A 22,299-nucleotide genomic window follows, 5' to 3' on the forward strand; every position below is an offset into this window, starting at 1 on the left:
TCGTGGTACGGCGATGAGAGACGGTATCTTCTTCGTCATCGCCGCCCTCGTACTCTTCCTCATCCTGAGTATCACCGGGCTTCCTTTTGATCATGATCCCGATACACCCGGCGATGCCGTACCTGTGACCGGTAGTTATACAGTGCTTGTTCTCCTTCCGCTGACCGGGCCGGATGCGGCTATCGGAGAGGCACAGGTGTTTGGGATCCGGAAGGTTCCGCTTCTGCGGGATGAGCATCTCTCCCTGTTCATCGAGGATACCCATGGAGATGGCGGGAGAGCATTAGAGATTCTGATGGACTATCTTGATACCAGAGAGATTCATGGTATCATCGTCTCAGGAAGGGATGTACGGGATGCCCTTCTGCCCTATTCCGAAGCATCAGAGATTCCGATGGTGGCAATTCATGCCCCGGTCAGGAGAGATGAACAGATACCGGGGAGATACCAGATCAGTTTCACCCCGTCATTTGAGGAGGAGATAGCATACCTGCTTCCGTTTCTAAAGGACTATCGCGATATTGCAGTCATCTATCCTGCAACCGGGGATGGAGAAGAGCATGCCGCGCATATACAGAGCCATATTCCTGATGCACGAATGGTTGTGTATCATCCGGAGGATGAGGAGTTCAGCGGGATTATCCGGCCACTCCTGGCGATGCCGCCTGAGATCTTCATCATCTATGGCGACAGGCAGGTACCGGCAATCGTCTCGGCTATCAGGAGCCGTGGTGCAAACCCCGTCATTCTCCTCTGGGAGGAGGGGGGAATCGCACTTCGGAAGGATAATCCTGATCTGGCAGAAGGGGTTTTTATTCTTGCACCGAAGGGGGGAGATCTGATCATTCTTCCTGAGGAGGAGGGCAGGATACTGCCGGAGAGTCTCGTCCTTGAGGCATATGATGCAGCATGGACACTCACACGGCGAATCTCCGGTTGTGGAGGAGAACCCTCTTGTGTCGCCGGGTGGTTCTGGGAGAGATCCTATACAGGAGCTCTCGGAGACGTAACCTTCAATGAGAGGAGGGAGGCGGGGTATCCATTTGAGATACGCCAGATACGGCTTGGCGAGGCAGAAGCTGCCGGGACGATCCGGCCACCACCCCGAATCCTGACTATATGGATAGAGAGCGGTTCTACTGATGACTGGTTCATGGTGGATCTCCAAAGAGGAGTGGATGCCGCACTATCGATCATCAACCAGAAACACGCATCATCCCTTCCTCTTGCCTCCGGCAGCGGTATTCCAACCCTCTTTGATGCAGAGATCGCTGTCACCTATGATCAGCCCAAAGAAGGAGATCTTCTGATCGGGAGGATGGTGATCTCCCCGGACGGAACGACAGTAATCGGTGATGGGGCATCCGAACCATTTCATCAGATCGGTATCGACAAAGAGGAGTATCTCGGCCGGTGCTTTGATATTCTTGACACAAACAAGGAGGAGAAAGCGATACGACTCCTCTTTCCGGCAGAGCAGGAGGATATGATGAGCCGTATTCAGGAGGCCGCAGAGACGCGCGGATATATGGTCAGCAGCATTGCCACCTATCATGAGGCCGGGGATATCGGGGATGCTGTCGCCACAATACGTACTCTGCCAGTGGACGAACCGCTCTTTCTCTCCGCACGAACCCCTGGCGAGGGGCTCCTGATCATGAGGGAGTTCTATGAGAGCGGATCTCTTCCTGAGACGATCATAACCATTGGGGATGCATGGAAGTCGGATACCTTCATCCGTCCGTCGCTCGCCTTCTCTGACGGAATCCTTGCCGGTGCAGTCTATACACGGGAATATGTTGGATCCTCGATTGCGATCCGGGATATCAACACTCTCATGGTCAGGCAGAGCGGTAGAGAGCTTAATGATCTCTCTGCCCGGGCATTCACCGGGGTGATGCTCATCGCAGATGCCGCAAATCGATCCGGAAGCACCGATACCGCCGCAATCAGATCCGCCATAACGGCCGGGCAGATGACGGTGGAGTACGGTGCCCTCTATGAAGACAGAACAGAGATTATTGTAATGAGGAACGGAGTATATCGGCGCTATACCTGAGATTCAGAGGCGCATGGTGACAGAACCCCTGATAAGGGAGAAGAGGTAATAGATCTTCATGGCACGTGAGCTGACACCTTTTGATATCCAAATCCTCCGAAAACTCGCCCCCGAGTGTGAGGATCTCATCTGCGGAGGGGCACGGACCGAATACCGGTCGATCCTGCCACCGGTTGCAAACCATTACTCCCGTGATGAGATCGATTTTGCCGGGAGAATTTCGCGTCTCACCGATGACGAGCTCGAGTACCTCATCGGGTTAATGGAGGATGAGAGCGAGGGGGTCGGCTGCCTCTCACCGCTCTTCTTCTCTGTCTTTCTGGACCTCGTCACAGCCAGGCTCTCAAAAAGGGTCAGCCAGAGAGTTCTTTCCATCTATGAGAACTCGGAAGGCTGTGGATAAGGTTTTCAGTATATCTTATCACGCATCTCAAGGACGGAGAGGATCCTCTGCTGCTGCTCTGTCCCCCGGGTGCAGAAGAATGACTTTTGGAACCCGACATCAATGTAGACGGGGCACCTGGTGCATATACACCCCCTCTCCTCATCGCTGATACAGTCATCGCGGCTCTTTCCGATGGTGCAGAAGGCACGATCACCGGCACGCTCAGCACAATCCCTATATGTCGGGCATGACGGGCAATGACAGTGTTCTTTTCGTGTCAGAATAACACCCGCCCGCTCAGTTGTGCTGAGGATGAGCGGATGATCGGTTACAAGAGCGGCAAAGCGTTCAAACCTGTCGATATCCATAGGAGTGACCTCAGCGTTATAGAGGGTGATGTATAATAAAAAAGTATCGTGAGGGATTACCGGTGGAGAAGTTCCCTGATCGCGGTTGTAACAATAGTGACCAGGGGTCCACGCCCAAATGTCTCCGAGCTGACGACGATATCATACCAGGAGAGATCAGAGATATCGATCCCATAATAGGTTATATAGCGGTGGGCTTCTGACCGCTCCCGTTCGATGGTGACGGCTTTTGCGGTCTCACCATCCTGGATATCCCGATCCGCAATCCTCCTCGCACGGCATTCCGGGCTTGCGATCAGCCAGATCCTGAGATCGGCGTTATCGACCATCCTCCCGGCGAGCCGCCCCTCAATGATAATATCATCAGACTGCTGACCAATCTCCTTCTGCCGTTCATCTATCAGGCGGTCAATAGAGCTGTCATTTTCAGCGAGCCTGCCAAAGGAAGCGAGATCAAGACCCCGTTCACGGGCAAGGTCGCGAAATACCTCCCCTGCCGAGACATATCGGTACCCGAACTCTTCGGCAAGGGCCTTTCCAAGAGAGGTGGTACCACTCCCGGGAAGTCCGCTGATCGTGATCCGCATCAGATGCCCCCGATATTGAGGGCTTTTCTGATTACCTGGCTGACGGTGAGTGAACAGATCATATACCAGAGAATCCATGCAGGGATGATCCAGACGGCGAGCTCATTTAATGCAATGATCCCTTTAAATGGGAAGACGATGGCCGTATCCATGGTCAGGGCCGTTGACATCTCCATCTCATGAAGGCGGTAGAGGAGCCAGAAGAAGATAGGGACCGTCAGAAGGATGATGTATGCCATCGGTTTAAACTGCTGCTGGCTCATTGCAAGTTGCTCCTGTAACATTGCATCGCGCTTTGCCTCAAGCTTCTTGATGGCTTTTTCATCATCAGAGAGCTGCGCCTCCCGGAATTTCACCTGGAAATCCTTCATCCTCGCCTGTACTTCCTGCATCTTCTCATAGTCGATGGTGTACTTCTGGATGAGCGAGGCGTACAGTCCGGTCAGAGCCGATAAAAAGAGGATGACAGCGAAGAATGGAACCCCGAGCGTATCGGAGAGGGGTCCGATGAAGAGATCAATCGTCCCGGCAATACCATTACGAACTCCCTCGACCGCATATGAAAGCATCAGGCCAAATGCAAGGATGAATGCGATATATGTTCCATACTTCTTCAGGGCCTTCATACAACAACTCCGAATTACCGCAGAACCTCAACAAGGGCCTTGACACCCTCTTCAAGGAGATGATCGGCATTTGTGACAAGGGAGACGGTACACCCGGTCAGCATCGCATATGATGCGGCAAAGGCACGGTTCATCTGCTGATGCTCACGGATTGAACCTGCCCCCTCCATATCCCTGACACGGGTTGCGTCAGAGAGACGGCGGAGGAGGATCTGATCATCATCGGTCTCAACGAGTACAATTGTATCTGGCATCAGGGCGGTGAGCACCCATTCGGGGAGGCCGGCGAGGTATCCCGCCGGGGTCTTCACCGATGCATGGGTGTCGATGATGATGTTTCCATCAATCTCGGCCATCTTCTCTGCGGCACGTTTCTGAAGACGCTTCTGTTCTCTTCTATCAAGCCGCCGCATCTGGTCGCGATCCTCTACCAGGCCTTCGGCCTGTGCAACCTCGAACATGAATGATCCGAAGTTGATACTCTGGTACTCCATCCCCTCTGCCTTGAGGGTCTCGAGAGCCTGGGTGATCACCGTTGTCTTACCGACACCCGGGACACCTGTGATGATGATCTTCTTTCCTGCCATTACTTCATTCACTCCTTTCCAAAGAATGTACGCATGAACGGATACATCTCCATGATCTGTTCGCTTGCGATCTGCTCATAGAGACGGTAGACGATACTGACCGCCAGGAGGAGACCTGTACCACCAACTGCCCCGATGACACCAAAGAGGTTTGCAACAACCGAGAGGACACCGACGAAGACACCACCTATGACAGTGACCCGTGGGATGTACCGGTCAAGATACCGCTCAAGAACTGCGGGGCTCCTCCTGTATCCCGGGATATGCATTCCACTGTTCTGGATCTGTCGTGCGACATGGCTTGAGTCAAGGCCAGCGGTCTTTACCCAGAAGAGAGCGAAGATCGCGCCACCGACGACCATGAAGATGGTATCGATCCCAAGACGCAATAAGATCTCCCATGGCGCATGGGCGATATCATACATAAACCAGTTCCAGTCTTCCGGAGAGTTGATGGGAGCAAGATAGTACATGATGCCATCAATCGGCTGAAGACCATCGAACCGCCCGAAGATGGTTATGCCCATACTCGAGAGGAACATGCCAAACATCTGGATATTCGCCTGCAGGACACGGACAAGGATCATTGGCAGAACACTTGCATAGATGAGTTTCACCGGGAAACGTGCCCGTGAACCCCTGACATTTGCATGTGCAAGAGGGATCTCAATCCTGGTCGACTCAACATACACGATCACAAAGAAGATGACAACCGTGGTGATGAGGGCGATAATATTGGGGGTGAAGTACTGAAGGAAATTCCCGCCATCAAAGAGTATGGCAAAGAGACGGGGGAAGAAACCAACAGGATACTGATCAGTAACCGGACTCCAGTTCAAAAACCCGTTGACGATACCCTGTGACACACTCGCAACGATGAAGAGACCGACACCTGATCCGATACCCCATTTCGTCACGACCTCATCCATCAGGAAGATCAGGACACCGCCAATACAGATCTGAATAAAGATCAGGAATGAGACGGCAAAGAGAGAGCCTCCAAAGAGCGTCGCTGCGACGATAGGATCCGGCTGCAGAAATCCGCCGACAAGGTTTGGAGCTGCATTGAGGATGATCATAAGGAAGATGAGCATCTTCTGCAGACCCATGTACATGACCTGTCCGCGTGCATCAGATGTGTCAAGCGGGATGAGATCAGCGCCTTTGAGGAGCTGGAGGATAATGGAAGCGGTCACAATCGGGCCTATCCCAAGATGGACGATAGATCCGCTCTCCCCTGCAAGGAGTGCACGATAGAACTGGAAGATATCCATCGAGTCCGGTGCAAGTCCAAAGACAGGTATGTTTGTCAGAACAAAATACAATAACAGAATAGCAACGGTCCACAATAACTTGTTTTTAAAGTGGACATGCCCCTCCGGGGCCTTTACTGACGGCATCTTTGCCAGCAGAGGCTCCATTCGATCCAGCAGCTCACCCATAGGTCACCAAAAAATTATCAGAGGGCCAGAGCCTGGCCACCGAGCTCTTCGATCTTTCCTTTTGCACGTTCAGAGAAGGCCACTGCGGTAAGGTTCATCTTATGATGAACCCGTCCGCCGCCAAGTACCTTCTCGATGCCGATATCACGGGCATCAAGGACGATGACACCGTCCTCGTCACGTGCGATCCCCTGCAGGACAAGCATGGGGAGCATCTGATCAATCTCGCCGATATCCAGCACCTGGAGATCGGATGAGGTCTGATTGAAGAAGCCATGTTTCCCTTCACGCTTGCCAAGAAGGTGGAAGCGGGTGAAGTTGTGGTCACGCCATCCGGCGGCTCCACGACCACCACGGTTTCCTGCACCACGACGGTTCTTATGTGTACCGCCGCCACAGGTGCGTGAACCACGGTATTTTGATCGCTTATTGACTGGCATTACATCTCACCTCATCTTATACAGAAGGGAATTGATCTCCCTACCATAATAACCGAGCGCTCCGCCCTGGTTAAAGGTCCGTTTGATGGTCTTATATCCCTTCCTTGGAGGGTGCATCCGCAGGACAGGCTTCAGCTCAGGGATATCCTTAAGTTTGACCTCACCGTTTGCAAGTGCCTCTGCAAGTTCTGTAACAGATCCATAGGTCGAGGCGCTCTTCAGGTACTCATCGGTGAGAGGCTTGTTTCCTGTCAGCCGTCCCCGGGTCCTGAGAATCGTCTCAAGTGTCTCTGCATCGACCTCGCCATAGGCGATAAAGTCCTTCACCTTGCGGATCATCCCAAGGTATTCCGGGGTCTCCGGAACGAAGACACAATGGTTGATATGATGGAGACGGAGCATTTTGAGTGTCTCCTTGATCTCGTGGCGGGTATTTACTGTGCCACGTACCTGCACAACTGCATACATCAGTGGTGCCCTCCTCCGATACGAACCATGTTTGTCTCTTTCAGGGCATCATAGGTTGCCTTTGCATAATTTAAGGTTGTCCGGGTATTTCCTTTGGTCATGACCCAGACATCCCTGATACCGGCAAGATCAAGAACCTTCTTCCCGATCTCACCAGTGACAAGGCCGATACCTTTTGGTGCAGGCCTGAGGGTTACCCGCACACTGCCTGCCTTTCCTTCAACGAGCATCGGTGTTGAGTGTGGGTTTCCACAGCCACATTCCCAGCTTCCGCATCCTCTTCGTACCTTAATGATGTTCAGTTTGGCATTTGTGATCGCTTTAAGGATCGCAGCGCCGACCTGAACATCCTTGCCCTGACCATACCCGATGTATCCGTCGCGGTTTCCAACGACAACGACTGCCCGGAACTTGATCCTTCTCCCGGAGTCGGTCATCCTCTGCATCATATCGATGGAGAGTACCTCATCACTGAGGTCGGGGAGGAAGGCATCGATGATACCTGCCTCTTTGATCGGGCGGCCGCTTGAGAGCACCTCTTCAAGGGATGAGAACTCCCCTGCTGCGACTGCTCGTCCAAGGCCGGTGGCAGGGACCCATTCTACACGTTCATATGCCATGTTACTCAAGCTCCTTCATAATGGCGTCTGCCACCTCTTCCACATTACCAGCAAGGCCGCCTGCCCTCTCCGGGGCATATGCAGCGATATGCATGCCTTTCACCCGATCATCGTCAGGGAGAATATCCTCACCGTGCGGGATGTCAAAGCCGGCTTCAACAGCCCCTTTCAGCACTGCAAAGACACGGGCTCCCTTCGTCGCCCGGTTCAGACCAATATCAAGGATTCCACCTTCATACCCTGCATTCTGGGCACGGACTGCACAGAGCATCCCTGTCAGGTAAGCCGCAGGGGTGTTGCCAGGATATCCGGTGTATCCGAATTTTTTCAGTTCATTGCTGGTTGCCTGAACAAGTGTCCTGTCCCCGGTCATCTCAGCAATGACAAGCTGAACGATGATCTGGCGGGACGTCTTTCTGACAACAAGCCTTGGCCTTCTGGAGATGATAAGGCGAAGACGCTGGTAGTAGTCTGTCCTGCCCTCCTTCCTTCGCCGGAAGGGGACGAAATATCGTGCACCTGTCGCCATATCAGTTCACCTTTCCAATCTGCTGTTCAATATTCTGCTTTAAATGCGAGACACTCCGGAACTGACCACCTGCAGCCCGGCGATAGAATCTCCGGTAGACTGAGGCGTCGATGACACCGGTATCGCGCATCTCGCGAAGGGTTGCACGAAGTGCCCGGATCCTCTGAATCCATACCCTCTTGGACGGGGTTCGGGCACCCTGTGCACCTCTCCTCCGACCATGGCCTTTACAGTGGCCATAGGAACGCTTTGCGATTCTGAGCCGGGCACGTCCACGGCTGACACCCTTCTTCTGGTGCGCCCTGATTGCCCCCTCGTCGATGAGCCCACGGATATCCTCGCGTGAGACTGCAGACTCGATATCACCGAGCTGTTCAGGATCAAACCAGACCCTGTTCTCTCCGCATTTGAGGACTGCCGCTGCTATCCGCTTCTGTGTGCTGAGATCACTCATCGTCAGCCACCTCGTCATCTGCCGCGGCCTCTTCAACGACAACTGCCCTCAGGTTAAGAACCTTGAATCCTGCCTCAAGGGCCTGTGCCTGAATAACCATCCGCTTCTTCGTTCCGACTGTGCCACCGATCCGAATCGCTGTGGCCTTTGGGTCAAGGGCTGCGAGTGCCGATGGAGTCTGTACCAGAGTCTCCGGGAGCCCGCACGGGTGATACCCTCTGACAGCAACCGGTCCTGCAAATCCAGGTGCCGGAATCCGGCCCTTTGCTTTGTATTGCTTGCGCTGTTTGCTCTGACCACCACGGGGTCTCCGCCAGACATCCTTCAGCTTTGCCTTTGCGTGAAGGCACTGGCGTTTGAATGATCCCCTCTTTGCGGTGCGATCAGAAATCAGCTTCTTGATACCAACCATCTGGATCACGCCTTCATTATCCTGTATATGCCGTCCTGGAAGACACGGGGATCACGCTTTCTGATCTTTGTCGCCTTCTCGATGTTGGCAGCGGTATTACCCACCTTTTCCTTGTCGATTCCACTCACAAAGACCTCATCGGATCCGACCTTCACCGTGACACCATCAAGTATCTTTGCGGTACGGGTCATCTTCTCACCAAGGAAGTTGCCGATCTCGAGAACTTCTGGTGTAAGCTTCAGCTGAATAGGGAAGTGGCTGTACACGACCTTCATCCGGAGCTCATACCCCTCGGTGACGCCTCTGCACATATTGCGGATATGGGAGGCATAGGTACCGACCATCGCAAGGACGGCCTTCCTTCCCGATTGTGTTGAGACCAAAACGATCTCATCCTCAACAGCAATGGTGATCCCGGGATAGAACATCGTCCGCTGAAGTTCGCCTTTGGGCCCCTTCACAACGATACGATCCTCTTCCTTTGAGACGGTGACATCCGACGGGATCTCAATCTTCATACTACTGTGTACCATTGTCAGTGCACCTCAGTAGACGTATCCGACGAGCTGGCCGCCGATCCCTGCCTTTCTGGCCTGTTCATGTGCCATGACACCCTGTGAGGTGGTAAGCATCAGAATGCCAAATCCTTTGGCAGGAAGGTACCGTGTCTCCCATGATTCCATGTCTTCCATCTTTACTGAGAACCGGGGCGATATTGCTCCACATTTGTTGATACGGCCGGAGAGCTGGATTTTAAACTGTCCACCCCTGCCATCATCAATATACTCAAACCCTGCGATGTACCCGTTCTCCTGCATGATGCCAAGCATTGCACCAAAGAGCCTGGATGCTGGTTCAACCGTCACCTCAAGCCTTCCTGCATCACCGGCATTTTTAATGGCGCTCATCGCATCGGCAATTACATTCTGTTGTGTCATAATCCGGCCACCTAGTTCATCTTCTTAAAGCCCATCGTAGGTGCCCACTCGCGGAAGCACTGCCGGCAGAACATGATATGGTATCGACGGACAAGTCCCTGCTTGCGGCCGCACATTCTGCATTCGTTGCTCCCGTAGGAAGCTTTCTTCTGAGGGGTCTTTCCCTGTGCTGCCATTATTCAACCACCTCGACGTTGAACCGCTCTTTCATGAACGAAACAGCTTCATCCCTGCGGACATGCTGTTTTGTCGGGAGCTTCTTCTTCTGTGCAGACCGGCGTGCAATCCGGACGCCTTTCTTCTCGATGACCACGTTGATATCCATACCATAGATACCGATCTGCGGATCATACGACTGGCCTGGATAATCGGTGTGTTCTTCGATTCCAAAGCCGAAGTTCCCGTTCTGATCAAACTGGTGGAGTGAGATCTTCTTCTCAATGATGGCAAGTGATGTCTCAAGGAAGGACTCGGCTGCTTCTCCCCTGAGGGTGAGCTTACAGCCCATGACCTGGCCTTTCCGGAGACCAAATGCCGGAACAGTGCGCCTGGCGATGGTCCGGACAGATTTTGCTCCGCCACAGATCTCCGTCATCAGGGTCTCTCCCTTGATGAGCTTATCTCCGCTCTCACCAACACTCATATGGACGACGATCTTATCGACATAGAGCTGCTGCATCCCTGTCATACCGTGATCCCCCAGATATCAAGGGCTGGCTCGTCCTTTCCTACCATGAAGATGTACGGCTCGATCGTCTCAAAGACCTCACCATTCTGGAGATCCTCAAGGCTGACACGGTTTGGCACACTGCCTGGAACCGGTATGACCGAACGAATCCGTGCAACCCGTCCCGAGTGCTGTCCACCGACGACCATCGCAACGTTGCCGACGGCGTAGGGGAAGTGGTCGCGGATCTCAAATCGTGGCTGGCCATCGACACCAAGTGTCAGGATGATCGAGTCCTTTGGGCGGTATGTATTTTCCGCAATGAGATTTGCTCCATAGAGGAGGTTGAGCTGGATCCGGCCGCCAGGCAGGACGGTCTTGTTGTTGACCTTACAGAGCCGTACCTGTGCTGCATCCGCAGTAACCTCTGAGGAGGCAAATCTGCCGCTCTTGTCAAGGAGCATGATATAGTGCTTTCCAAGACGCGGGAAGGAGATGATATCAAAGACACCCAGACCGATATGTGGATCGGTGCAGACGGCGCCGTTCACAATGACCTGACGGTCATGGAGGATCTGCTTGATCTCCTTCATGTTCCTGGCAAAGCCCATCTTATCGCGCATCCAGACCCCAATCGGGAGCGCACCGGCATTGTGCGGACCGGGTGCAGGGGCAGTCACATATTTGCTGACTTTCCGTCCGATGCCCCAGGACTCCGGCGCAACTATTCTCTTTACATGTGCCATTATTCCTTCACCCCGATTCGCTCTGCGCGCTTCTCATCCTTCAGGTTCAGCCTGGTGATCATGACGTTGGAGGGATCCACAGGCCGCGCAACCTCTGTTCCATCTGCCTTCCTGACAGTGACACCATGGACCTGAATCGTCATACGCTTCAGATCGACGCCATCGACAACACCTGTCGACCCGGCGTGCTCGCCCCTGAGTACTTTCACGGTATCCCCGGTAACCACTCTGACGCGCCTGTGGCTGTGCTTCTCACGAAGTTCGGGTGAGAGCATCGCGTGGAGGAATGAGCCCCGGACATGATTTGGTGCATTGTACCGGATCTTCCTCTGTTTTCTTGGCTGACTGCTTGCAATTCGCACCATAGGACACCTCAGATGATGATCGTCGCCATGGACGCGATCTTTGGGTAGCGAGCCGCTACTTCACGGGCTACCGGACCTTTGATCTCTGTCCCACGGGGGTCGCCACTCTCGTTGACGAGTACCATTGCATTCTCCTCAAATGATACACGGAGACCGTTTGGCCTTCTGAACTCTTTCTTCTGCCGTACTACAACTGCCTTGACGAGCTTCTTGCGCATGTCCGGGGTCCCTTTCTTGACCGAGACGGTAGCGAGATCACCAAGACCGAGTTTCGGCTGGCGCCTTCGCACACCATGATACCGGTCAACCGAGACGATCTCGACGACACGCGCACCGGTGTTGTCCGCACAGATCATACGCGATCCTGTCTGAAGCGCGCGGGGTATCTTTGAACCCAGTGCTTTCATGCGGATTTCACCTCAACAACGACGAAATTCGTCGTTTTATTCAGGGGTCTGCACTCGGCAACCCTGACCTCGTCGCCAACCTTCACATGAAGGCAGGCGGGGAGGTGGGCATGGAGTTTGGAGGAGCGCTTCTCGTACCGGTCATACTTCTTGATGAAGTGCAGATACTCACGCTGAACCACAACAGTCCCTTTCATCTTCTCGCTCACGACTTTGCCGGTAATCACCTGGCCGCGCACCGGCAAAGTGCCATGAAACGGGCAATCATCTTCGTTGCACTCATGTTCTGGAGGTGCAACATTTAACCCAATGTTTCGTGCCATTAACAACCCTCTATTGTCTGATGCGCATGGTGATCCGCTTCTCAGGCCGACCGATGACGGTCGACCCGATGAGCTCCACCTGCACCCTGTCCGGGAGGGTAACCCGGAATATACTATGTTTCTTCGGAACATGCTTTAATCCAGCGGGTGTCTGGATGATGATCATGTTCTTCGTCTCATCGACGATGAGACCGGAGATACCCTTCTGGGCAGGGTTACTGGCATGGACGACCAGAACGTTCAGGCCGACAAATTCATGACGGAGAACGTTTCCGGGCGTGATCATACACGTTTTCTCTTGTTCTGCTCGGTTAATATCCGGGCGATGGTCCTTCGGAGTTCGCGGATCTGTCCCGGATTGTCCGGGGCACCGCCAGCACTGACCTTGCCATACTGCTGGATCAGTTCTGTCCGAAGCTTGCTCTTCTGTTCAACCAGTTCAACGTCAGAGAACTGGGCAACTTCACGCGCACGAAATATTGCCATCAGAGTTCCTCCCGCTCATATTTGTCTTCAGGTGAGGAGATGGTCGAAAGTTCGCGGTCAATATCCTCACCGATATCACTGACTTCCTCCACAACAACATCCTGCTGCGGGGGTTCTTCCTTCGGTGGGACTATCTCAAACTGATCAGGGAGCTGTGCGCCCGGTGGAATGATTCTGACCTGAACACCAATGGTGCCAAGTTTCTTGATCGCAACCGCATATCCGGTCTCAACCAGACTGACAGCGGGCTCTCCTGCGTGTTTGATGTATCCTTCAACGAACTTCTGTACACGGGATCGTGAGCCGGTCAGTTTTCCTGACATAACAACTTCACACCCGAGGGCACCAGAGTCCATGACACGGCGGATGACGCTCGTTCCAGCCTTTCTGAAGTACCAGCCGCGCTCAAGGGCATTTGCAAGCCTCTCTGCAAGGATCTGTGCATTGAGGTTTGGATTTGCAACCTGCTGGACCTCAACCTGTGGAGATTCAATCCCGTATTCGGTTGCAAGATCGGTGGTGATCTGCCGGACGAGCTTACCGCCCTTCCCGATGACGATACCGGGCTTCTCAGCAAAGATCGTTACCTGGGTGCCGATCGGGGTTCTGAAGATATCCATCCCCCCGTATCCGGCTCTCTTCAGCTCTTTTGTCAGGAACGCCTCAACACGAACCTTCCGGACGCCTTCCTCGACAAACTTCTTCTCTGCTGACATTATTCCTCGACCTCCCTTGCGATGACTTCAATGGTGACGCTCTCACGCGCCTTGGGGGTTGCACGCCCCATTGCACGGGGGAAGATGGCTTTCATTGCCCTTCCCCGCTTTGCGGCGGAGTGGACAATCTCGAGGCTGTCGGCTGCAAGGCCTGCATACTCGGCGTTCTTCTTCAGTGAGTTGAGAAGCCGGATATACTCCTGTGATGCCTTCACCGGGAAACGACCCTGGCAGACAACACCAGTGAGGCTCTTCTGGTGCGCGACATTCCGCTTAAAGCGCCGGAATGGGATGGCTTTCTTCTTTGCCACAACCTCCTGGAGATAGGCAATTGCGATATCGACGTTTTTGTTCCTGATGAAACTGGCGATCTCGATGGCGTGTTTGGGGGAGCAGTGAAGCTCATTTGCCTTGGCACGCACGACGTTGTCGCCTTCTACCTTCATACTATATCCTGTTCGTGCCATGGAGATCACTTCAGTGGAACGTATTTACTCGACCGGGTTGCACCGATACCGGCACTTCCGTGGGAGATTCTCCTCCTCGTCAGGGCAAACTCACCGAGGTAGTGGAAGACTCCTTCAACCGGGATCTCAACACTCTGGAACTCTTTTCCATTGTAGATATCGATGGTTCGTCCAACCATCTCCGGGAGGATAATCATCGAACGGCTGTGGGTTCTGATCTTCTCTTCACCGGAGCGGACCTTCTCAAGGAGATTCTGCTCATCGCGTGTCAGTCCCCGCTGCATCTTTCTTCGTGCACGGGACGGCATGATCGGGAGAAGGTCTTCCACCGACATCTCCTGAAGAGCGCCAATGGTATACCCATGATAGGTAAACTCCTCACGCCGCCTCGGCATTCTCTTAATCTGTTTCTTTGCCATAACTCAGATCACCTCTTACATCCTGTTCTTCGGGCAGCTATATGGCCAACCTTTCTGCCAGGCGGAGTTCCACGAGAGACCGTCTTTGGCCTTCCGGGGTGCTGGTGTCCACCGCCACCGAACGGGTGATCGATGACGTTCATTGCAACACCACGGACACGAGGCCAGCGCGTCGCCTGTGAACTGACTTTGTGGAAGACCTTTCCTGCCTTGACAAGTGGCTTCTCACCACGTCCGCCGCCGGCGACGATGCCGATGGTGGCGCGGCAGTGGTCATTGAACCATTTTGCTGAGCCGCTTGGCATTCTGACACCAACCCTGCCCTCGGATTTACCGATGACCAGTGCCTGCACACCGCTTGCCCTGACAAATTTTCCACCGTCATTTGGACGTGCCTCGATGTTGCAGACCGCTGTTCCTGTCGGGATATCCCGCAGAAGGAGTGTGTTTCCGTTTCGCACAACAGCCTCAGGGCCCCACTCGACGACATCGTCAAGACCCATGCCTTCGGTGACGAGAAGGTAGATCTTCTCACCACTCTCAAGCCTGACAAGGGCGATCGGTGTGTGGCGTGCAGGGTCGTGTTCAATACCGATGATCGTTCCCCGAACGGTCTGATCGCTCCTGCCCGCATGGCGGAGTGCTGCTTTATACTTGTGTGACGGTGCCCGGTAGGTCGGACCGCCTTTACCGCGCGCCTGACTGCTGATTCTATGTCCCATCTCAACTCACCTACACGATGCCAAGGCGGCTTAATATCTCTTCAGCGGCTTTGTCATCTTCAAAGCTCACGATAGCCTTCTTGGTTCCTTTGCTTGTCATCAGGGTTCGGACATCGGAGACAGTCTTTCCGAAGGTCTTCTCGATCTCACGCCGGATGGTCTCCTTGTTCGCTTCTTTCCGGACGATGAACATGAGCTTGTTCTCACGTTCCAGTGTCGCCATGGCTTTCTCAGTTACTGATGGATGATGTAGAACCATTCTCATTTCACCTCCGGGAGTCTCTGCAGTGCCGCCTCGGTCCAGAGGGTAAGCCTTCCTGCATGCGTCCCTGGAGCAAGGTGCTCTGCATTCAGTTCACCAACGGTGACAGAATCGACACCTGGAAGGTTAGACGCTGCACGGAGGGGGGTCGACGAGGTGACGATAAGGACACTCTTCTTCTGCTTGTATCCCCTTCCACGGAGCTTTCCGCGACCGGGCTTTCGGTTTTTGCTCAGTTTCGACCTGTTGACATCATCCATGATGCCGAAGGCCTCAAGGACCGAGATGACCTCGGATGTCCGGGTAAGGTTCTCAAATGCATCCTCAACAACACAGATGACATCGTCATTAAAGACATGTCCACGTCCCCTGACGAGATCAGCGGATGTCGTTGCTGCAATGGCTGAGCGGATAGCAAGAATCTTCTCTTTCTTGTTGATCTTCTCAACAAGGATCTTTGCTGTCACCGGCGGGTGGCATGCACGTCCTCCACGGGCCTGTGGAACACGGGCAGCACGTGACCCGTTCCTGACCCGTGGGATCTGGGCTGCGCCCCTTCCTGATCCCCAGCTTGCTGCGGATGTCCGCATTCCTGCACGGGGATCTGTACCATGTGCCTGATAGCGGGTGCTCTGCAGTGCCAGGACCGCCCGCTTGATAACATCCGGCCGGTATGGCGTCTCAAAGGCTGCCGGAAGATCGATCTCCTTTACAGGCGAGCCGTCAAGTGTTTTTACTGCTGCTTTCATCTCTGGTTCACCCCTGTTTGCTCTCAAGGCTGACGTATTCAACGGCTGGAACACGTACCTCATGATCTCCCTGACGGATTGCCGGGCGGATACGGATGATACGCTTTACAGGACCGGGGATTGATCCCTTAATCAGGACATAATTGTTCCTGACAAGGCCGTAGTGGAGGAAACCACCTTCCGGGTTGATCTCTTCCCCGTTCTCTCCGATCCTGATGATCCGCTTGTTATACTCGGTCCTCTGCTGGTACCCCATCTGACCGACGTTTGGCACCTGCCAGCGGACATGGTGGGGAGTCCATGGACCAAGTGTACCGATATGGCGCTTCTTCTTTCCACGGGAGTGTTTCCGCTTCCTGATGCTGATACCCCACCGCTTCACTGCACCCTGGGTTCCTTTCCCGGTGGTGACGGCGGTGATATCGGCGTATGCACCTTCCTTCATGATGGAGGCAAAGTCCACCTCTTTCCCAAGCAGTTCCTGAGCATAGGCGAACCGCTCAGCAGCAGAGCCGCCGGCAATGCGTATCTCCATCAGATCAGGGACCTTCTTTGGGATGCCGGAGACGACCTCGGGGGTTGTGTGCATCAGAAGCATGAACTCGACGACGGAATCTGCTGCAACTGCGTCGTTGATCGCCTGCAGTGCCGCCTGGCGATCATGGTTCTTCGGCATCGTGATCCTGTGGGAGAGGTTCTCATTGAGAGATTCGGCCCAGACTTCTGTCATCGGGTGTTTCCCATAGGTATCCTTCCGGTACGCACGAATGGCGGCGACCTTCATCGCCGGGATCTCAACGACCGTCACCGGGATCATAATGTCCTTCCCTTCACTGGGGCTGGATTTGTGATCATCGACCATGATGACATGGGTCATGCCAACTTTATATCCTGCAAACCCCTGCAAAACCGGTTTTCCAGTGTACTTCGGCCAGGATTTGTATTTCGGAACTTCGCTTCGTGCACGTTTCCGTGGGCTGAATGCGAGTGAACCATAACGTGGCCTGTTAATCTTCGGCATGTATTCTTCAATCCTTCAATCTTTCTATCAAGGGCGTATGCCCGCTCTGCACCGTCTAATCAACTTTTGGAAGATTATACGGGATACTGTGGTCGGAACACCAATGTATGAGGTAGTATGCGGTTGATACCGGTATCTGCTGAAGATGCACATCTCCGATTCGGAGATGAAATAACTCCACTTCTTCCGATCTCTCCTGCACCCGAATCGGGCGTACCAGTCTCGTGTAAGAGTTCCTGACCCGGACGCGCTTTCCGGCTATGCAGAAAGTGGGCTCGTTTTCACGTTCGCCCGGCGCGTTCAATCAGACCTGCAATGGTCATCTCGTCTGCGATATCGCAGAACTCATCAGCCTGCGCCACACGTGGCAGCAGAATGATACTCTCTTCACCCGGTTTTTGAGGCGACAGCCCCTCACCTGTGAAAGCCTGATTCGGCTTCCTATACTATAGAAGGGAAGAGATTATAAACGTACTGTTGAAAAGAGAAGGACACAAATTCATACAATTGCGCCGGGTTCATTCAAAGAAGAGATCCCCTTTTGTATTTATATAGACCCGGATACTGTCGTGAATGTGCCGGGCATGTATCTTCTCGGGGTTCTGGGTCCTGACCCTGTTCATGAGCGTGACCGAATCATACCTGACCTTTATCCCGATCTTCTCAGCCTCCCGATAGATTGTATGGACCGCTTTGAAGAGATCATCGTCGGCATCAAGTGTGCAGAGCTCCTCTGCATCAAGAGTATTGACAAAGTCAAGGGTCTCCCGGGCCTTTCGAATGTTCTCCACCGCAGATTTTTCGATGGTGCAGACATTTGCTTTTGAGGTTTTGATCGCATCTGCAATCTGCTGCTGGGTCAGGCCCTGTTTCCTGTACCTGAGAACCTCTTTCTGCCGCTCGGTAAGAAGACCTTCTTTCATTAATGTACTATATTCACCCCATTCGTTTAAACAACTTACGTTAACAGCACCGGAGCGGAAGGCAGGAGAGAAATATTTCAAAATGTTTATATGCCTTTTTATCAAAAGAGATGTGTTCTCAAATTTTTGAGAGGTGCAATATCAATGGTAGTAAAAGTAGGCATAGCAAAACTCGGCAACATCGCCTGCGGTGTCATGGCTGAGCTTCTCCTCGACGAGCGTGCAGACCGTGAAGACATGGAAAGCTTCATGGCAACATCCGGAACAAAGATGCAGACCGAGGACATCGACCGTGTCGTCTCCAACATGAAGGCATGGGGACCTGACTTCTGTGTCGTCGTCTCACCAAATGGTATCCTTCCAGGACCAACCGGTGCCCGTGAGGAGCTTGCAAAGGCAGGTATCCCCGTTGTTGTCATCACCGATGACATCACATCAAAGAAAGAGAAGTTCGAAGAACTGAAGGCAAGCAACTTCGGCTACATCATCATGAAGGCAGACTCCATGATCGGTGCCCGCCGTGAGTTCCTCGACCCCGTCGAGATGGCAGACTTCAATGGCAACCTTATCAAGGTCCTCGCACTGACCGGTGCATTCACCAAACTCCAGGTGGCACTTGACGAGGTCATTGACCAGGTGAAGGCAGGCAAGAAGGGAGCGGACCTCGTCCTTCCAAAGATCGTCATGACCGCCGACAAGGCAGTCGATGGCGAATTTGTCAACCCCTACGCACATGCAAAGGCACGTGCAGCATACGAGATTGCACAGGGAGTTGCAGCAGTTACCGTGAAGGGCTGTTTCATGACGAAGGAATGGGAGAAGTACATCCCAATCATCACCTCGGCACACGAGATGATGCGCCATGCCTCACTCCTCTGTGAAGAGGCACGTGAGCTTGAGAAGGCTGGCGACAGCGTCCTCCGTAAGCCCCACAAGAAGGACGGCGTCCTCGTCTCCAAGACGAAGCTCATCAGCAAGCCCGAATAAACCAACCATCACTTTTTTTTCCGGCGATTTATCATCAGTATTATCAGGAAGAGGGCTGTAATCTGTACCTGTGATCCAGATGACCACTGTCCTTATCATCGACGATTCGTCCTTTCAGCGTACAATCATCAGAAAGACCCTCAAAAACGAGGGGTTCGTGTGCATCGAAGCGAATAACGGGCGTGTTGGCCTGCATCTGATCGAAGAAGAGCGACCGGATATCATCATCGTCGATCTCCTGATGCCCGATATGGACGGAACAGAGTTTCTCACTGCCATCAGGGAGAAGGAGATAGCCATCCCTGTTATCGTTTTGACATCAGATATCCAGGACGCAACACGGGAGAATTGTATCCGGCTTGGTGCTTCATCATTCCTGAACAAGCCGGCACGGGCCGACGAGCTGATCCCGGCTATCAGGCTGCTGCTCCACCCCGGAGAGTGACCATGGATCTCAATACAGATGAGCTGGACGCGCTTCGGGAACTGGTGAACATCGGTGTCGGCAAGGCGGCAGGGATCCTCTCCGAGATGACCGGGTCGAGAATAGAACTCTCCATACCGGTTATCCACCTCATCAGAGGAGACCAGTATACGGAGATAGAAGCCGTGCTTGGTGAGGAGCAGTATGCAGCAGTACGGCTTGGTTTCGAGGGTGCCTTCACAGGAACTGCTTTTTCCATATTCCCGGCGAATAGCGCGGATATCCTGATTGCCGCGATCACCGGTGATGAGCCGGACCACAGCGGATCACTTGCACATTTCCACTCGATTCATGCCGAGACCCTCATGGAGGTGGGAAATATCCTCATCAACGGAGTGATGGGATCGATTACAAACATCCTTGGCACACGGCTGATCTATACCCTCCCATCATATAGCGAGGAGCCGGTGGCTCGGCTCATCCAAGAGGCCGGAAGTGACCAGCGTGAGAATATCATCGTTGCCCAGACCCGGATGTTCATTCATAATCTCAATATCGAGGGGAAGATCCTCCTGATCATGGGCGGCAGATCTCTTGACATCCTGGTCCGCAAGATACAGGAGGCACAGGATTGAGAGGGGCCGCTGTATGAGTATTGCAGAGTTTATTCGACCGCTCAACCAGTTTGTGGATCTCCTTCCGGTCGGAGTCTGTATCATCGATGATGAGAAGAAGGTCCGCCTCTGGAACAGAACGATCGCCGGATGGAGCGGACGGAGCACTGAGGAGATGGTCGGCGAGCACCTTGATCGCATCTACCCGCATCTGGATGCACCGAGGTATCGGTATCGTATTGAGCAGGTCCTTGATGGGGGACCGCCTGCAGTCTTCTCCTCGCAGCTCAATGCCCCCTTCATTCCATGTCCTCTTCCGGACGGCGGGATGCGGTTACAGCATACCTCGGTGATCCGGCAGGACCGGACTGATGGCGTCCTTGCCATCATCATCATCGAGGATATCACCGAGCTGGGCCACGAGATTGTGAGGGCCCGGTCAATGCGTGATCAGGCACTCGGGGAGGTGGAGGAGCGCAAGAAAGTCGAGAAGGCACTCCTCTTCACAAATCGCAAGTTAAACCTCCTCTCAGGGATCACCCGGCATGATATCCTCAATGAGGTGACGGTACTTCTTGGGAATGCCACCTTCCTTGATGAGCTGCTCCCGGATGGCACCGATGAGAAGAAATATCTCAATACGATACTCCGTTCAACAAAACGGATCCAGGATCAGATTACTTTTACCAGCGATTATGAAGGGCTCGGAGGGGAGGAGCCGGGCTGGTTTGATATCAGGGATGTTGCCCTGAAGGCCTTTTCACTGATCGGGTCAGATACCATCACCCTGGATGTTCAGGAAGGCTGTTTCCAGGTCTTCGCCGATCCGATGCTCGAGAAGGTATTCTTCAGCCTCTTTGAAAACGCTCTGCGCCACGGTGGAGGGGTGACAACAATAACCATACGGTACCATATCTGCGAGGATGAGTCGGTGATATCGGTCACCGATGATGGCGCCGGCATTGCGGAAAACTTCAGAGAGAGGCTCTTTGAGAGGGGGTTTGGCAGAAATACCGGCCTTGGGCTCTTCCTCTCAAAAGAGATCCTCGAGATCACCTCTATCTCAATAGAGGAAGCGGGACGGGAAGGAGAAGGCGCCCGCTTTCTGATTCATGTTCCCAATGATAAAGTCAGAAGAGAGAAGCAGTCCTGATCTCCTCGGGTAGCGTCATCACGACCGGTTCGCGGTGTATCCGTTCCATGAATGCAGAGTCGCTGATCGAATCAGGATTTGGGTTTATACGGGCGATGAGAGTGCAGAAGGCATGCATTCCATCATGAACGCCTCCATTTTTTCCAAAGAGAATCCCCATATTGAAGGCGACTGATCCAAACGAGTGGAAGAGCCGGATGATTCTCAGGATGCCATCTGCAATCTCGTCTGCATAATGAGGGAGATCAGATACTTCCCGGAACGGGAGAAGTCCGCGGATCTCGCACTCGCCGATCGGAACAGGGTTTGCGTACCAGAGGATCTCATCGCCGAAGAGGTGCCGGGGTCCCCCCTCCTCGGTCTCCCGGATCGTCCTCCAGTAATTGCCGGACGGGGAGTTTTTTGAGGCAGTAAGGTAGAGCCTGCAGAGAGAGGTTGGAAAAGCGTCAGCCACCCCCTGAAGATGGGGATGCAGGAGACTTGCACCGGCAGAAGGCAGGAAGTTCCAGTTGATTGACGGGTAGCCCAAATAGCTCTCAAGTGAGGATGCAGATGCGATGAGGGCATCAGAGATCTGCTCCCTGGTAAAGCTCTCAACCATATGAGCCCGTGTAATCACCGTCACGGTATGGCGATCTGCAAAGGGATAGAGATTTGGGAAGGTGACACTCTCGCCACGGGTGATCCAGTCGCCATCATCAAACGGCTCTGTTCTGGAAAAGATCCGTGATCGGCAGAACGGGCAGTCCAAAACCTCATCCCGGTATTGAAGGAGTGATGAAGCCGGATTGATATCCCGGACACCACGAACCGGGCTTATCCTGCAGGATATCCCCGTCGCATCCTCTCTCCGATAGAGTATCGTTGCGCCATTGGATCGGATGACGTCCTCTGAGAAGTAGGGCACAATCTATAATATCAACGATTTTATAG

At 53.5% G+C, this 22,299-nt stretch carries 36 protein-coding genes; 6 read left to right on the forward strand and 30 right to left on the reverse strand.

The annotated features are described in order from the left end of the window. The first annotated feature begins 13 nt into the window (after positions 1 to 13). Positions 14 to 2,059 (forward strand): ABC transporter substrate-binding protein, encoded by a 2,046-nt coding sequence (locus J2T58_RS00140; RefSeq protein WP_253486495.1) that lies wholly within the window; start codon positions 14 to 16, stop codon positions 2,057 to 2,059. A gap of 58 nt (positions 2,060 to 2,117) precedes the next feature. After that, positions 2,118 to 2,462, forward strand: coding sequence for a hypothetical protein (locus J2T58_RS00145; RefSeq protein ID WP_253486497.1), 345 nt, complete (start codon positions 2,118 to 2,120; stop codon positions 2,460 to 2,462). Positions 2,463 to 2,467: 5 nt separating this feature from the next. Here the strand turns inward: J2T58_RS00145 and J2T58_RS00150 are convergent, their stop codons facing one another. From J2T58_RS00150 to J2T58_RS00290, 29 genes are all read right to left on the reverse strand, one after another. After that, entirely contained in the window at positions 2,468 to 2,812 is a 345-nt protein-coding gene (locus J2T58_RS00150) for a DUF2769 domain-containing protein (protein ID WP_253486499.1), read from the reverse strand. Positions 2,813 to 2,868: 56 nt separating this feature from the next. Continuing rightward, positions 2,869 to 3,399 (reverse strand): (d)CMP kinase, encoded by a 531-nt coding sequence (gene cmk, locus J2T58_RS00155; RefSeq protein WP_253486501.1) that lies wholly within the window; start codon positions 3,397 to 3,399, stop codon positions 2,869 to 2,871. Next, the gene (locus tag J2T58_RS00160; protein WP_253486504.1) at positions 3,399 to 4,025 is read right to left on the reverse strand and encodes a DUF106 domain-containing protein; all 627 of its coding nucleotides are present in this window, start codon (positions 4,023 to 4,025) and stop codon (positions 3,399 to 3,401) included. Before J2T58_RS00160 ends, cmk begins: the two co-directional genes overlap by 1 nt. Positions 4,026 to 4,039: 14 nt before the next feature. Further along, positions 4,040 to 4,612 carry an adenylate kinase gene (locus J2T58_RS00165; protein ID WP_253486506.1) on the reverse strand — a complete coding sequence of 191 codons (573 nt, stop codon included), beginning with the start codon at positions 4,610 to 4,612 and terminating at the stop codon, positions 4,040 to 4,042. An 8-nt stretch (positions 4,613 to 4,620) separates the two neighbouring features. Beyond that, complete coding sequence (gene secY, locus J2T58_RS00170; RefSeq protein WP_253486508.1) at positions 4,621 to 6,054, reverse strand: preprotein translocase subunit SecY; 1,434 nt, start codon at positions 6,052 to 6,054, stop codon at positions 4,621 to 4,623. Between the two features lie 17 nt (positions 6,055 to 6,071). Continuing rightward, positions 6,072 to 6,494, reverse strand: coding sequence for an uL15m family ribosomal protein (locus J2T58_RS00175; protein ID WP_253486510.1), 423 nt, complete (start codon positions 6,492 to 6,494; stop codon positions 6,072 to 6,074). Between the two features lie 6 nt (positions 6,495 to 6,500). Beyond that, positions 6,501 to 6,962 (reverse strand): 50S ribosomal protein L30, encoded by a 462-nt coding sequence (locus tag J2T58_RS00180; RefSeq protein ID WP_253486512.1) that lies wholly within the window; start codon positions 6,960 to 6,962, stop codon positions 6,501 to 6,503. After that, a complete protein-coding gene (locus tag J2T58_RS00185) occupies positions 6,962 to 7,582 on the reverse strand; it encodes a 30S ribosomal protein S5 (protein ID WP_253486514.1) in 621 nt (206 codons plus the stop codon). Before J2T58_RS00185 ends, J2T58_RS00180 begins: the two co-directional genes overlap by 1 nt. Position 7,583: 1 nt before the next feature. Beyond that, positions 7,584 to 8,111: a 50S ribosomal protein L18 gene (locus J2T58_RS00190; RefSeq protein ID WP_253486516.1), complete on the reverse strand. Its 528-nt coding sequence runs from the start codon at positions 8,109 to 8,111 to the stop codon at positions 7,584 to 7,586. A gap of 1 nt (position 8,112) precedes the next feature. Further along, a complete protein-coding gene (locus J2T58_RS00195; protein WP_253486910.1) occupies positions 8,113 to 8,565 on the reverse strand; it encodes a 50S ribosomal protein L19e in 453 nt (150 codons plus the stop codon). Beyond that, complete coding sequence (locus J2T58_RS00200) at positions 8,558 to 8,977, reverse strand: 50S ribosomal protein L32e (protein WP_253486518.1); 420 nt, start codon at positions 8,975 to 8,977, stop codon at positions 8,558 to 8,560. The genes J2T58_RS00195 and J2T58_RS00200 overlap by 8 nt, the downstream gene beginning before the upstream one ends. 5 nt (positions 8,978 to 8,982) lie before the next feature. Further along, entirely contained in the window at positions 8,983 to 9,510 is a 528-nt protein-coding gene (locus J2T58_RS00205) for a 50S ribosomal protein L6 (RefSeq protein WP_253486520.1), read from the reverse strand. Between the two features lie 12 nt (positions 9,511 to 9,522). Continuing rightward, positions 9,523 to 9,915 carry a 30S ribosomal protein S8 gene (locus tag J2T58_RS00210; RefSeq protein ID WP_253486522.1) on the reverse strand — a complete coding sequence of 131 codons (393 nt, stop codon included), beginning with the start codon at positions 9,913 to 9,915 and terminating at the stop codon, positions 9,523 to 9,525. A gap of 11 nt (positions 9,916 to 9,926) precedes the next feature. Further along, positions 9,927 to 10,091: a 30S ribosomal protein S14 gene (locus J2T58_RS00215; protein WP_211531021.1), complete on the reverse strand. Its 165-nt coding sequence runs from the start codon at positions 10,089 to 10,091 to the stop codon at positions 9,927 to 9,929. Further along, the gene (locus tag J2T58_RS00220) at positions 10,091 to 10,603 is read right to left on the reverse strand and encodes a 50S ribosomal protein L5 (RefSeq protein ID WP_253486524.1); all 513 of its coding nucleotides are present in this window, start codon (positions 10,601 to 10,603) and stop codon (positions 10,091 to 10,093) included. Before J2T58_RS00220 ends, J2T58_RS00215 begins: the two co-directional genes overlap by 1 nt. Then, positions 10,600 to 11,328, reverse strand: a complete 729-nt coding sequence (locus J2T58_RS00225) for a 30S ribosomal protein S4e (RefSeq protein ID WP_301287421.1) — start codon at positions 11,326 to 11,328, stop codon at positions 10,600 to 10,602. The genes J2T58_RS00220 and J2T58_RS00225 overlap by 4 nt, the downstream gene beginning before the upstream one ends. Continuing rightward, the gene (gene rplX / locus J2T58_RS00230) at positions 11,328 to 11,693 is read right to left on the reverse strand and encodes a 50S ribosomal protein L24 (RefSeq protein WP_253486526.1); all 366 of its coding nucleotides are present in this window, start codon (positions 11,691 to 11,693) and stop codon (positions 11,328 to 11,330) included. Before rplX ends, J2T58_RS00225 begins: the two co-directional genes overlap by 1 nt. An 8-nt stretch (positions 11,694 to 11,701) precedes the next feature. Further along, positions 11,702 to 12,100 (reverse strand): 50S ribosomal protein L14, encoded by a 399-nt coding sequence (locus J2T58_RS00235; protein WP_253486528.1) that lies wholly within the window; start codon positions 12,098 to 12,100, stop codon positions 11,702 to 11,704. Beyond that, on the reverse strand, positions 12,097 to 12,423 hold the full coding sequence (locus J2T58_RS00240) for a 30S ribosomal protein S17 (RefSeq protein ID WP_253486530.1): 327 nt from the start codon (positions 12,421 to 12,423) through the stop codon (positions 12,097 to 12,099). Before J2T58_RS00240 ends, J2T58_RS00235 begins: the two co-directional genes overlap by 4 nt. A gap of 10 nt (positions 12,424 to 12,433) precedes the next feature. Further along, complete coding sequence (locus J2T58_RS00245) at positions 12,434 to 12,709, reverse strand: ribonuclease P protein component 1 (RefSeq protein ID WP_253486533.1); 276 nt, start codon at positions 12,707 to 12,709, stop codon at positions 12,434 to 12,436. Further along, complete coding sequence (gene rpmC / locus J2T58_RS00250) at positions 12,706 to 12,909, reverse strand: 50S ribosomal protein L29 (protein WP_253486535.1); 204 nt, start codon at positions 12,907 to 12,909, stop codon at positions 12,706 to 12,708. Before rpmC ends, J2T58_RS00245 begins: the two co-directional genes overlap by 4 nt. Beyond that, positions 12,909 to 13,625, reverse strand: a complete 717-nt coding sequence (locus tag J2T58_RS00255; protein ID WP_253486537.1) for a 30S ribosomal protein S3 — start codon at positions 13,623 to 13,625, stop codon at positions 12,909 to 12,911. The genes rpmC and J2T58_RS00255 overlap by 1 nt, the downstream gene beginning before the upstream one ends. Further along, positions 13,625 to 14,092: a 50S ribosomal protein L22 gene (locus J2T58_RS00260; RefSeq protein WP_253486539.1), complete on the reverse strand. Its 468-nt coding sequence runs from the start codon at positions 14,090 to 14,092 to the stop codon at positions 13,625 to 13,627. Before J2T58_RS00260 ends, J2T58_RS00255 begins: the two co-directional genes overlap by 1 nt. Positions 14,093 to 14,097: 5 nt before the next feature. Continuing rightward, the gene (locus J2T58_RS00265) at positions 14,098 to 14,511 is read right to left on the reverse strand and encodes a 30S ribosomal protein S19 (protein ID WP_253486542.1); all 414 of its coding nucleotides are present in this window, start codon (positions 14,509 to 14,511) and stop codon (positions 14,098 to 14,100) included. A gap of 8 nt (positions 14,512 to 14,519) precedes the next feature. Continuing rightward, entirely contained in the window at positions 14,520 to 15,233 is a 714-nt protein-coding gene (locus J2T58_RS00270) for a 50S ribosomal protein L2 (RefSeq protein ID WP_253486544.1), read from the reverse strand. A gap of 10 nt (positions 15,234 to 15,243) precedes the next feature. Then, positions 15,244 to 15,492, reverse strand: a complete 249-nt coding sequence (locus J2T58_RS00275) for a 50S ribosomal protein L23 (RefSeq protein ID WP_253486546.1) — start codon at positions 15,490 to 15,492, stop codon at positions 15,244 to 15,246. A 2-nt stretch (positions 15,493 to 15,494) separates the two neighbouring features. Then, positions 15,495 to 16,244 carry a 50S ribosomal protein L4 gene (gene rpl4p, locus J2T58_RS00280; RefSeq protein ID WP_253486548.1) on the reverse strand — a complete coding sequence of 250 codons (750 nt, stop codon included), beginning with the start codon at positions 16,242 to 16,244 and terminating at the stop codon, positions 15,495 to 15,497. A gap of 7 nt (positions 16,245 to 16,251) precedes the next feature. Next, the gene (locus J2T58_RS00285) at positions 16,252 to 17,265 is read right to left on the reverse strand and encodes a 50S ribosomal protein L3 (protein ID WP_253486549.1); all 1,014 of its coding nucleotides are present in this window, start codon (positions 17,263 to 17,265) and stop codon (positions 16,252 to 16,254) included. A gap of 518 nt (positions 17,266 to 17,783) precedes the next feature. Continuing rightward, a complete protein-coding gene (locus J2T58_RS00290) occupies positions 17,784 to 18,188 on the reverse strand; it encodes a Tfx family DNA-binding protein (protein WP_253486550.1) in 405 nt (134 codons plus the stop codon). Positions 18,189 to 18,332: 144 nt separating this feature from the next. Here J2T58_RS00290 and J2T58_RS00295 point away from each other — a divergent pair, with 144 nt between their 5' ends. The 4 genes from J2T58_RS00295 (at position 18,333) to J2T58_RS00310 (ending at position 21,366) form a co-directional block, all read left to right on the forward strand. Further along, positions 18,333 to 19,175, forward strand: a complete 843-nt coding sequence (locus J2T58_RS00295; protein WP_253486551.1) for a F420-dependent methylenetetrahydromethanopterin dehydrogenase — start codon at positions 18,333 to 18,335, stop codon at positions 19,173 to 19,175. A gap of 79 nt (positions 19,176 to 19,254) precedes the next feature. Then, a complete protein-coding gene (locus J2T58_RS00300) occupies positions 19,255 to 19,620 on the forward strand; it encodes a response regulator (RefSeq protein ID WP_253486552.1) in 366 nt (121 codons plus the stop codon). A gap of 2 nt (positions 19,621 to 19,622) precedes the next feature. Beyond that, positions 19,623 to 20,234: a chemotaxis protein CheC gene (locus J2T58_RS00305; protein ID WP_253486553.1), complete on the forward strand. Its 612-nt coding sequence runs from the start codon at positions 19,623 to 19,625 to the stop codon at positions 20,232 to 20,234. 13 nt (positions 20,235 to 20,247) lie between these two features. Next, positions 20,248 to 21,366 carry an ATP-binding protein gene (locus J2T58_RS00310; RefSeq protein ID WP_253486554.1) on the forward strand — a complete coding sequence of 373 codons (1,119 nt, stop codon included), beginning with the start codon at positions 20,248 to 20,250 and terminating at the stop codon, positions 21,364 to 21,366. Here J2T58_RS00310 and J2T58_RS00315 read toward each other — a convergent pair. Next, a complete protein-coding gene (locus J2T58_RS00315) occupies positions 21,344 to 22,273 on the reverse strand; it encodes a galactose-1-phosphate uridylyltransferase (protein WP_253486555.1) in 930 nt (309 codons plus the stop codon). The genes J2T58_RS00310 and J2T58_RS00315 overlap by 23 nt on opposite strands. Positions 22,274 to 22,299 lie beyond the last annotated feature (26 nt).

The organism is Methanocalculus alkaliphilus (genome assembly GCF_024170505.1).
GTDB classification, from domain to species: Archaea; Halobacteriota; Methanomicrobia; order Methanomicrobiales; family Methanocorpusculaceae; genus Methanocalculus; species Methanocalculus alkaliphilus.

What these genes read in the sequence shown, in the direction of transcription:
- J2T58_RS00140 (WP_253486495.1), top strand. Translation starts at nt 14, where the DNA reads ATGAGAGACGGTATCTTCTTCGTCATCGCCGCCCTCGTACTCTTCCTC.
- J2T58_RS00145 (WP_253486497.1), top strand. Translation starts at nt 2,118, where the DNA reads ATGGCACGTGAGCTGACACCTTTTGATATCCAAATCCTCCGAAAACTC.
- J2T58_RS00150 (WP_253486499.1), bottom strand. Translation starts at nt 2,812, where the DNA reads ATGGATATCGACAGGTTTGAACGCTTTGCCGCTCTTGTAACCGATCAT.
- cmk (WP_253486501.1), bottom strand. Translation starts at nt 3,399, where the DNA reads ATGCGGATCACGATCAGCGGACTTCCCGGGAGTGGTACCACCTCTCTT.
- J2T58_RS00160 (WP_253486504.1), bottom strand. Translation starts at nt 4,025, where the DNA reads ATGAAGGCCCTGAAGAAGTATGGAACATATATCGCATTCATCCTTGCA.
- J2T58_RS00165 (WP_253486506.1), bottom strand. Translation starts at nt 4,612, where the DNA reads ATGGCAGGAAAGAAGATCATCATCACAGGTGTCCCGGGTGTCGGTAAG.
- secY (WP_253486508.1), bottom strand. Translation starts at nt 6,054, where the DNA reads ATGGGTGAGCTGCTGGATCGAATGGAGCCTCTGCTGGCAAAGATGCCG.
- J2T58_RS00175 (WP_253486510.1), bottom strand. Translation starts at nt 6,494, where the DNA reads ATGCCAGTCAATAAGCGATCAAAATACCGTGGTTCACGCACCTGTGGC.
- J2T58_RS00180 (WP_253486512.1), bottom strand. Translation starts at nt 6,962, where the DNA reads ATGTATGCAGTTGTGCAGGTACGTGGCACAGTAAATACCCGCCACGAG.
- J2T58_RS00185 (WP_253486514.1), bottom strand. Translation starts at nt 7,582, where the DNA reads ATGGCATATGAACGTGTAGAATGGGTCCCTGCCACCGGCCTTGGACGA.
- J2T58_RS00190 (WP_253486516.1), bottom strand. Translation starts at nt 8,111, where the DNA reads ATGGCGACAGGTGCACGATATTTCGTCCCCTTCCGGCGAAGGAAGGAG.
- J2T58_RS00195 (WP_253486910.1), bottom strand. Translation starts at nt 8,565, where the DNA reads ATGAGTGATCTCAGCACACAGAAGCGGATAGCAGCGGCAGTCCTCAAA.
- J2T58_RS00200 (WP_253486518.1), bottom strand. Translation starts at nt 8,977, where the DNA reads ATGGTTGGTATCAAGAAGCTGATTTCTGATCGCACCGCAAAGAGGGGA.
- J2T58_RS00205 (WP_253486520.1), bottom strand. Translation starts at nt 9,510, where the DNA reads ATGGTACACAGTAGTATGAAGATTGAGATCCCGTCGGATGTCACCGTC.
- J2T58_RS00210 (WP_253486522.1), bottom strand. Translation starts at nt 9,915, where the DNA reads ATGACACAACAGAATGTAATTGCCGATGCGATGAGCGCCATTAAAAAT.
- J2T58_RS00215 (WP_211531021.1), bottom strand. Translation starts at nt 10,091, where the DNA reads ATGGCAGCACAGGGAAAGACCCCTCAGAAGAAAGCTTCCTACGGGAGC.
- J2T58_RS00220 (WP_253486524.1), bottom strand. Translation starts at nt 10,603, where the DNA reads ATGACAGGGATGCAGCAGCTCTATGTCGATAAGATCGTCGTCCATATG.
- J2T58_RS00225 (WP_301287421.1), bottom strand. Translation starts at nt 11,328, where the DNA reads ATGGCACATGTAAAGAGAATAGTTGCGCCGGAGTCCTGGGGCATCGGA.
- rplX (WP_253486526.1), bottom strand. Translation starts at nt 11,693, where the DNA reads ATGGTGCGAATTGCAAGCAGTCAGCCAAGAAAACAGAGGAAGATCCGG.
- J2T58_RS00235 (WP_253486528.1), bottom strand. Translation starts at nt 12,100, where the DNA reads ATGAAAGCACTGGGTTCAAAGATACCCCGCGCGCTTCAGACAGGATCG.
- J2T58_RS00240 (WP_253486530.1), bottom strand. Translation starts at nt 12,423, where the DNA reads ATGGCACGAAACATTGGGTTAAATGTTGCACCTCCAGAACATGAGTGC.
- J2T58_RS00245 (WP_253486533.1), bottom strand. Translation starts at nt 12,709, where the DNA reads ATGATCACGCCCGGAAACGTTCTCCGTCATGAATTTGTCGGCCTGAAC.
- rpmC (WP_253486535.1), bottom strand. Translation starts at nt 12,909, where the DNA reads ATGGCAATATTTCGTGCGCGTGAAGTTGCCCAGTTCTCTGACGTTGAA.
- J2T58_RS00255 (WP_253486537.1), bottom strand. Translation starts at nt 13,625, where the DNA reads ATGTCAGCAGAGAAGAAGTTTGTCGAGGAAGGCGTCCGGAAGGTTCGT.
- J2T58_RS00260 (WP_253486539.1), bottom strand. Translation starts at nt 14,092, where the DNA reads ATGGCACGAACAGGATATAGTATGAAGGTAGAAGGCGACAACGTCGTG.
- J2T58_RS00265 (WP_253486542.1), bottom strand. Translation starts at nt 14,511, where the DNA reads ATGGCAAAGAAACAGATTAAGAGAATGCCGAGGCGGCGTGAGGAGTTT.
- J2T58_RS00270 (WP_253486544.1), bottom strand. Translation starts at nt 15,233, where the DNA reads ATGGGACATAGAATCAGCAGTCAGGCGCGCGGTAAAGGCGGTCCGACC.
- J2T58_RS00275 (WP_253486546.1), bottom strand. Translation starts at nt 15,492, where the DNA reads ATGGTTCTACATCATCCATCAGTAACTGAGAAAGCCATGGCGACACTG.
- rpl4p (WP_253486548.1), bottom strand. Translation starts at nt 16,244, where the DNA reads ATGAAAGCAGCAGTAAAAACACTTGACGGCTCGCCTGTAAAGGAGATC.
- J2T58_RS00285 (WP_253486549.1), bottom strand. Translation starts at nt 17,265, where the DNA reads ATGCCGAAGATTAACAGGCCACGTTATGGTTCACTCGCATTCAGCCCA.
- J2T58_RS00290 (WP_253486550.1), bottom strand. Translation starts at nt 18,188, where the DNA reads ATGAAAGAAGGTCTTCTTACCGAGCGGCAGAAAGAGGTTCTCAGGTAC.
- J2T58_RS00295 (WP_253486551.1), top strand. Translation starts at nt 18,333, where the DNA reads ATGGTAGTAAAAGTAGGCATAGCAAAACTCGGCAACATCGCCTGCGGT.
- J2T58_RS00300 (WP_253486552.1), top strand. Translation starts at nt 19,255, where the DNA reads ATGACCACTGTCCTTATCATCGACGATTCGTCCTTTCAGCGTACAATC.
- J2T58_RS00305 (WP_253486553.1), top strand. Translation starts at nt 19,623, where the DNA reads ATGGATCTCAATACAGATGAGCTGGACGCGCTTCGGGAACTGGTGAAC.
- J2T58_RS00310 (WP_253486554.1), top strand. Translation starts at nt 20,248, where the DNA reads ATGAGTATTGCAGAGTTTATTCGACCGCTCAACCAGTTTGTGGATCTC.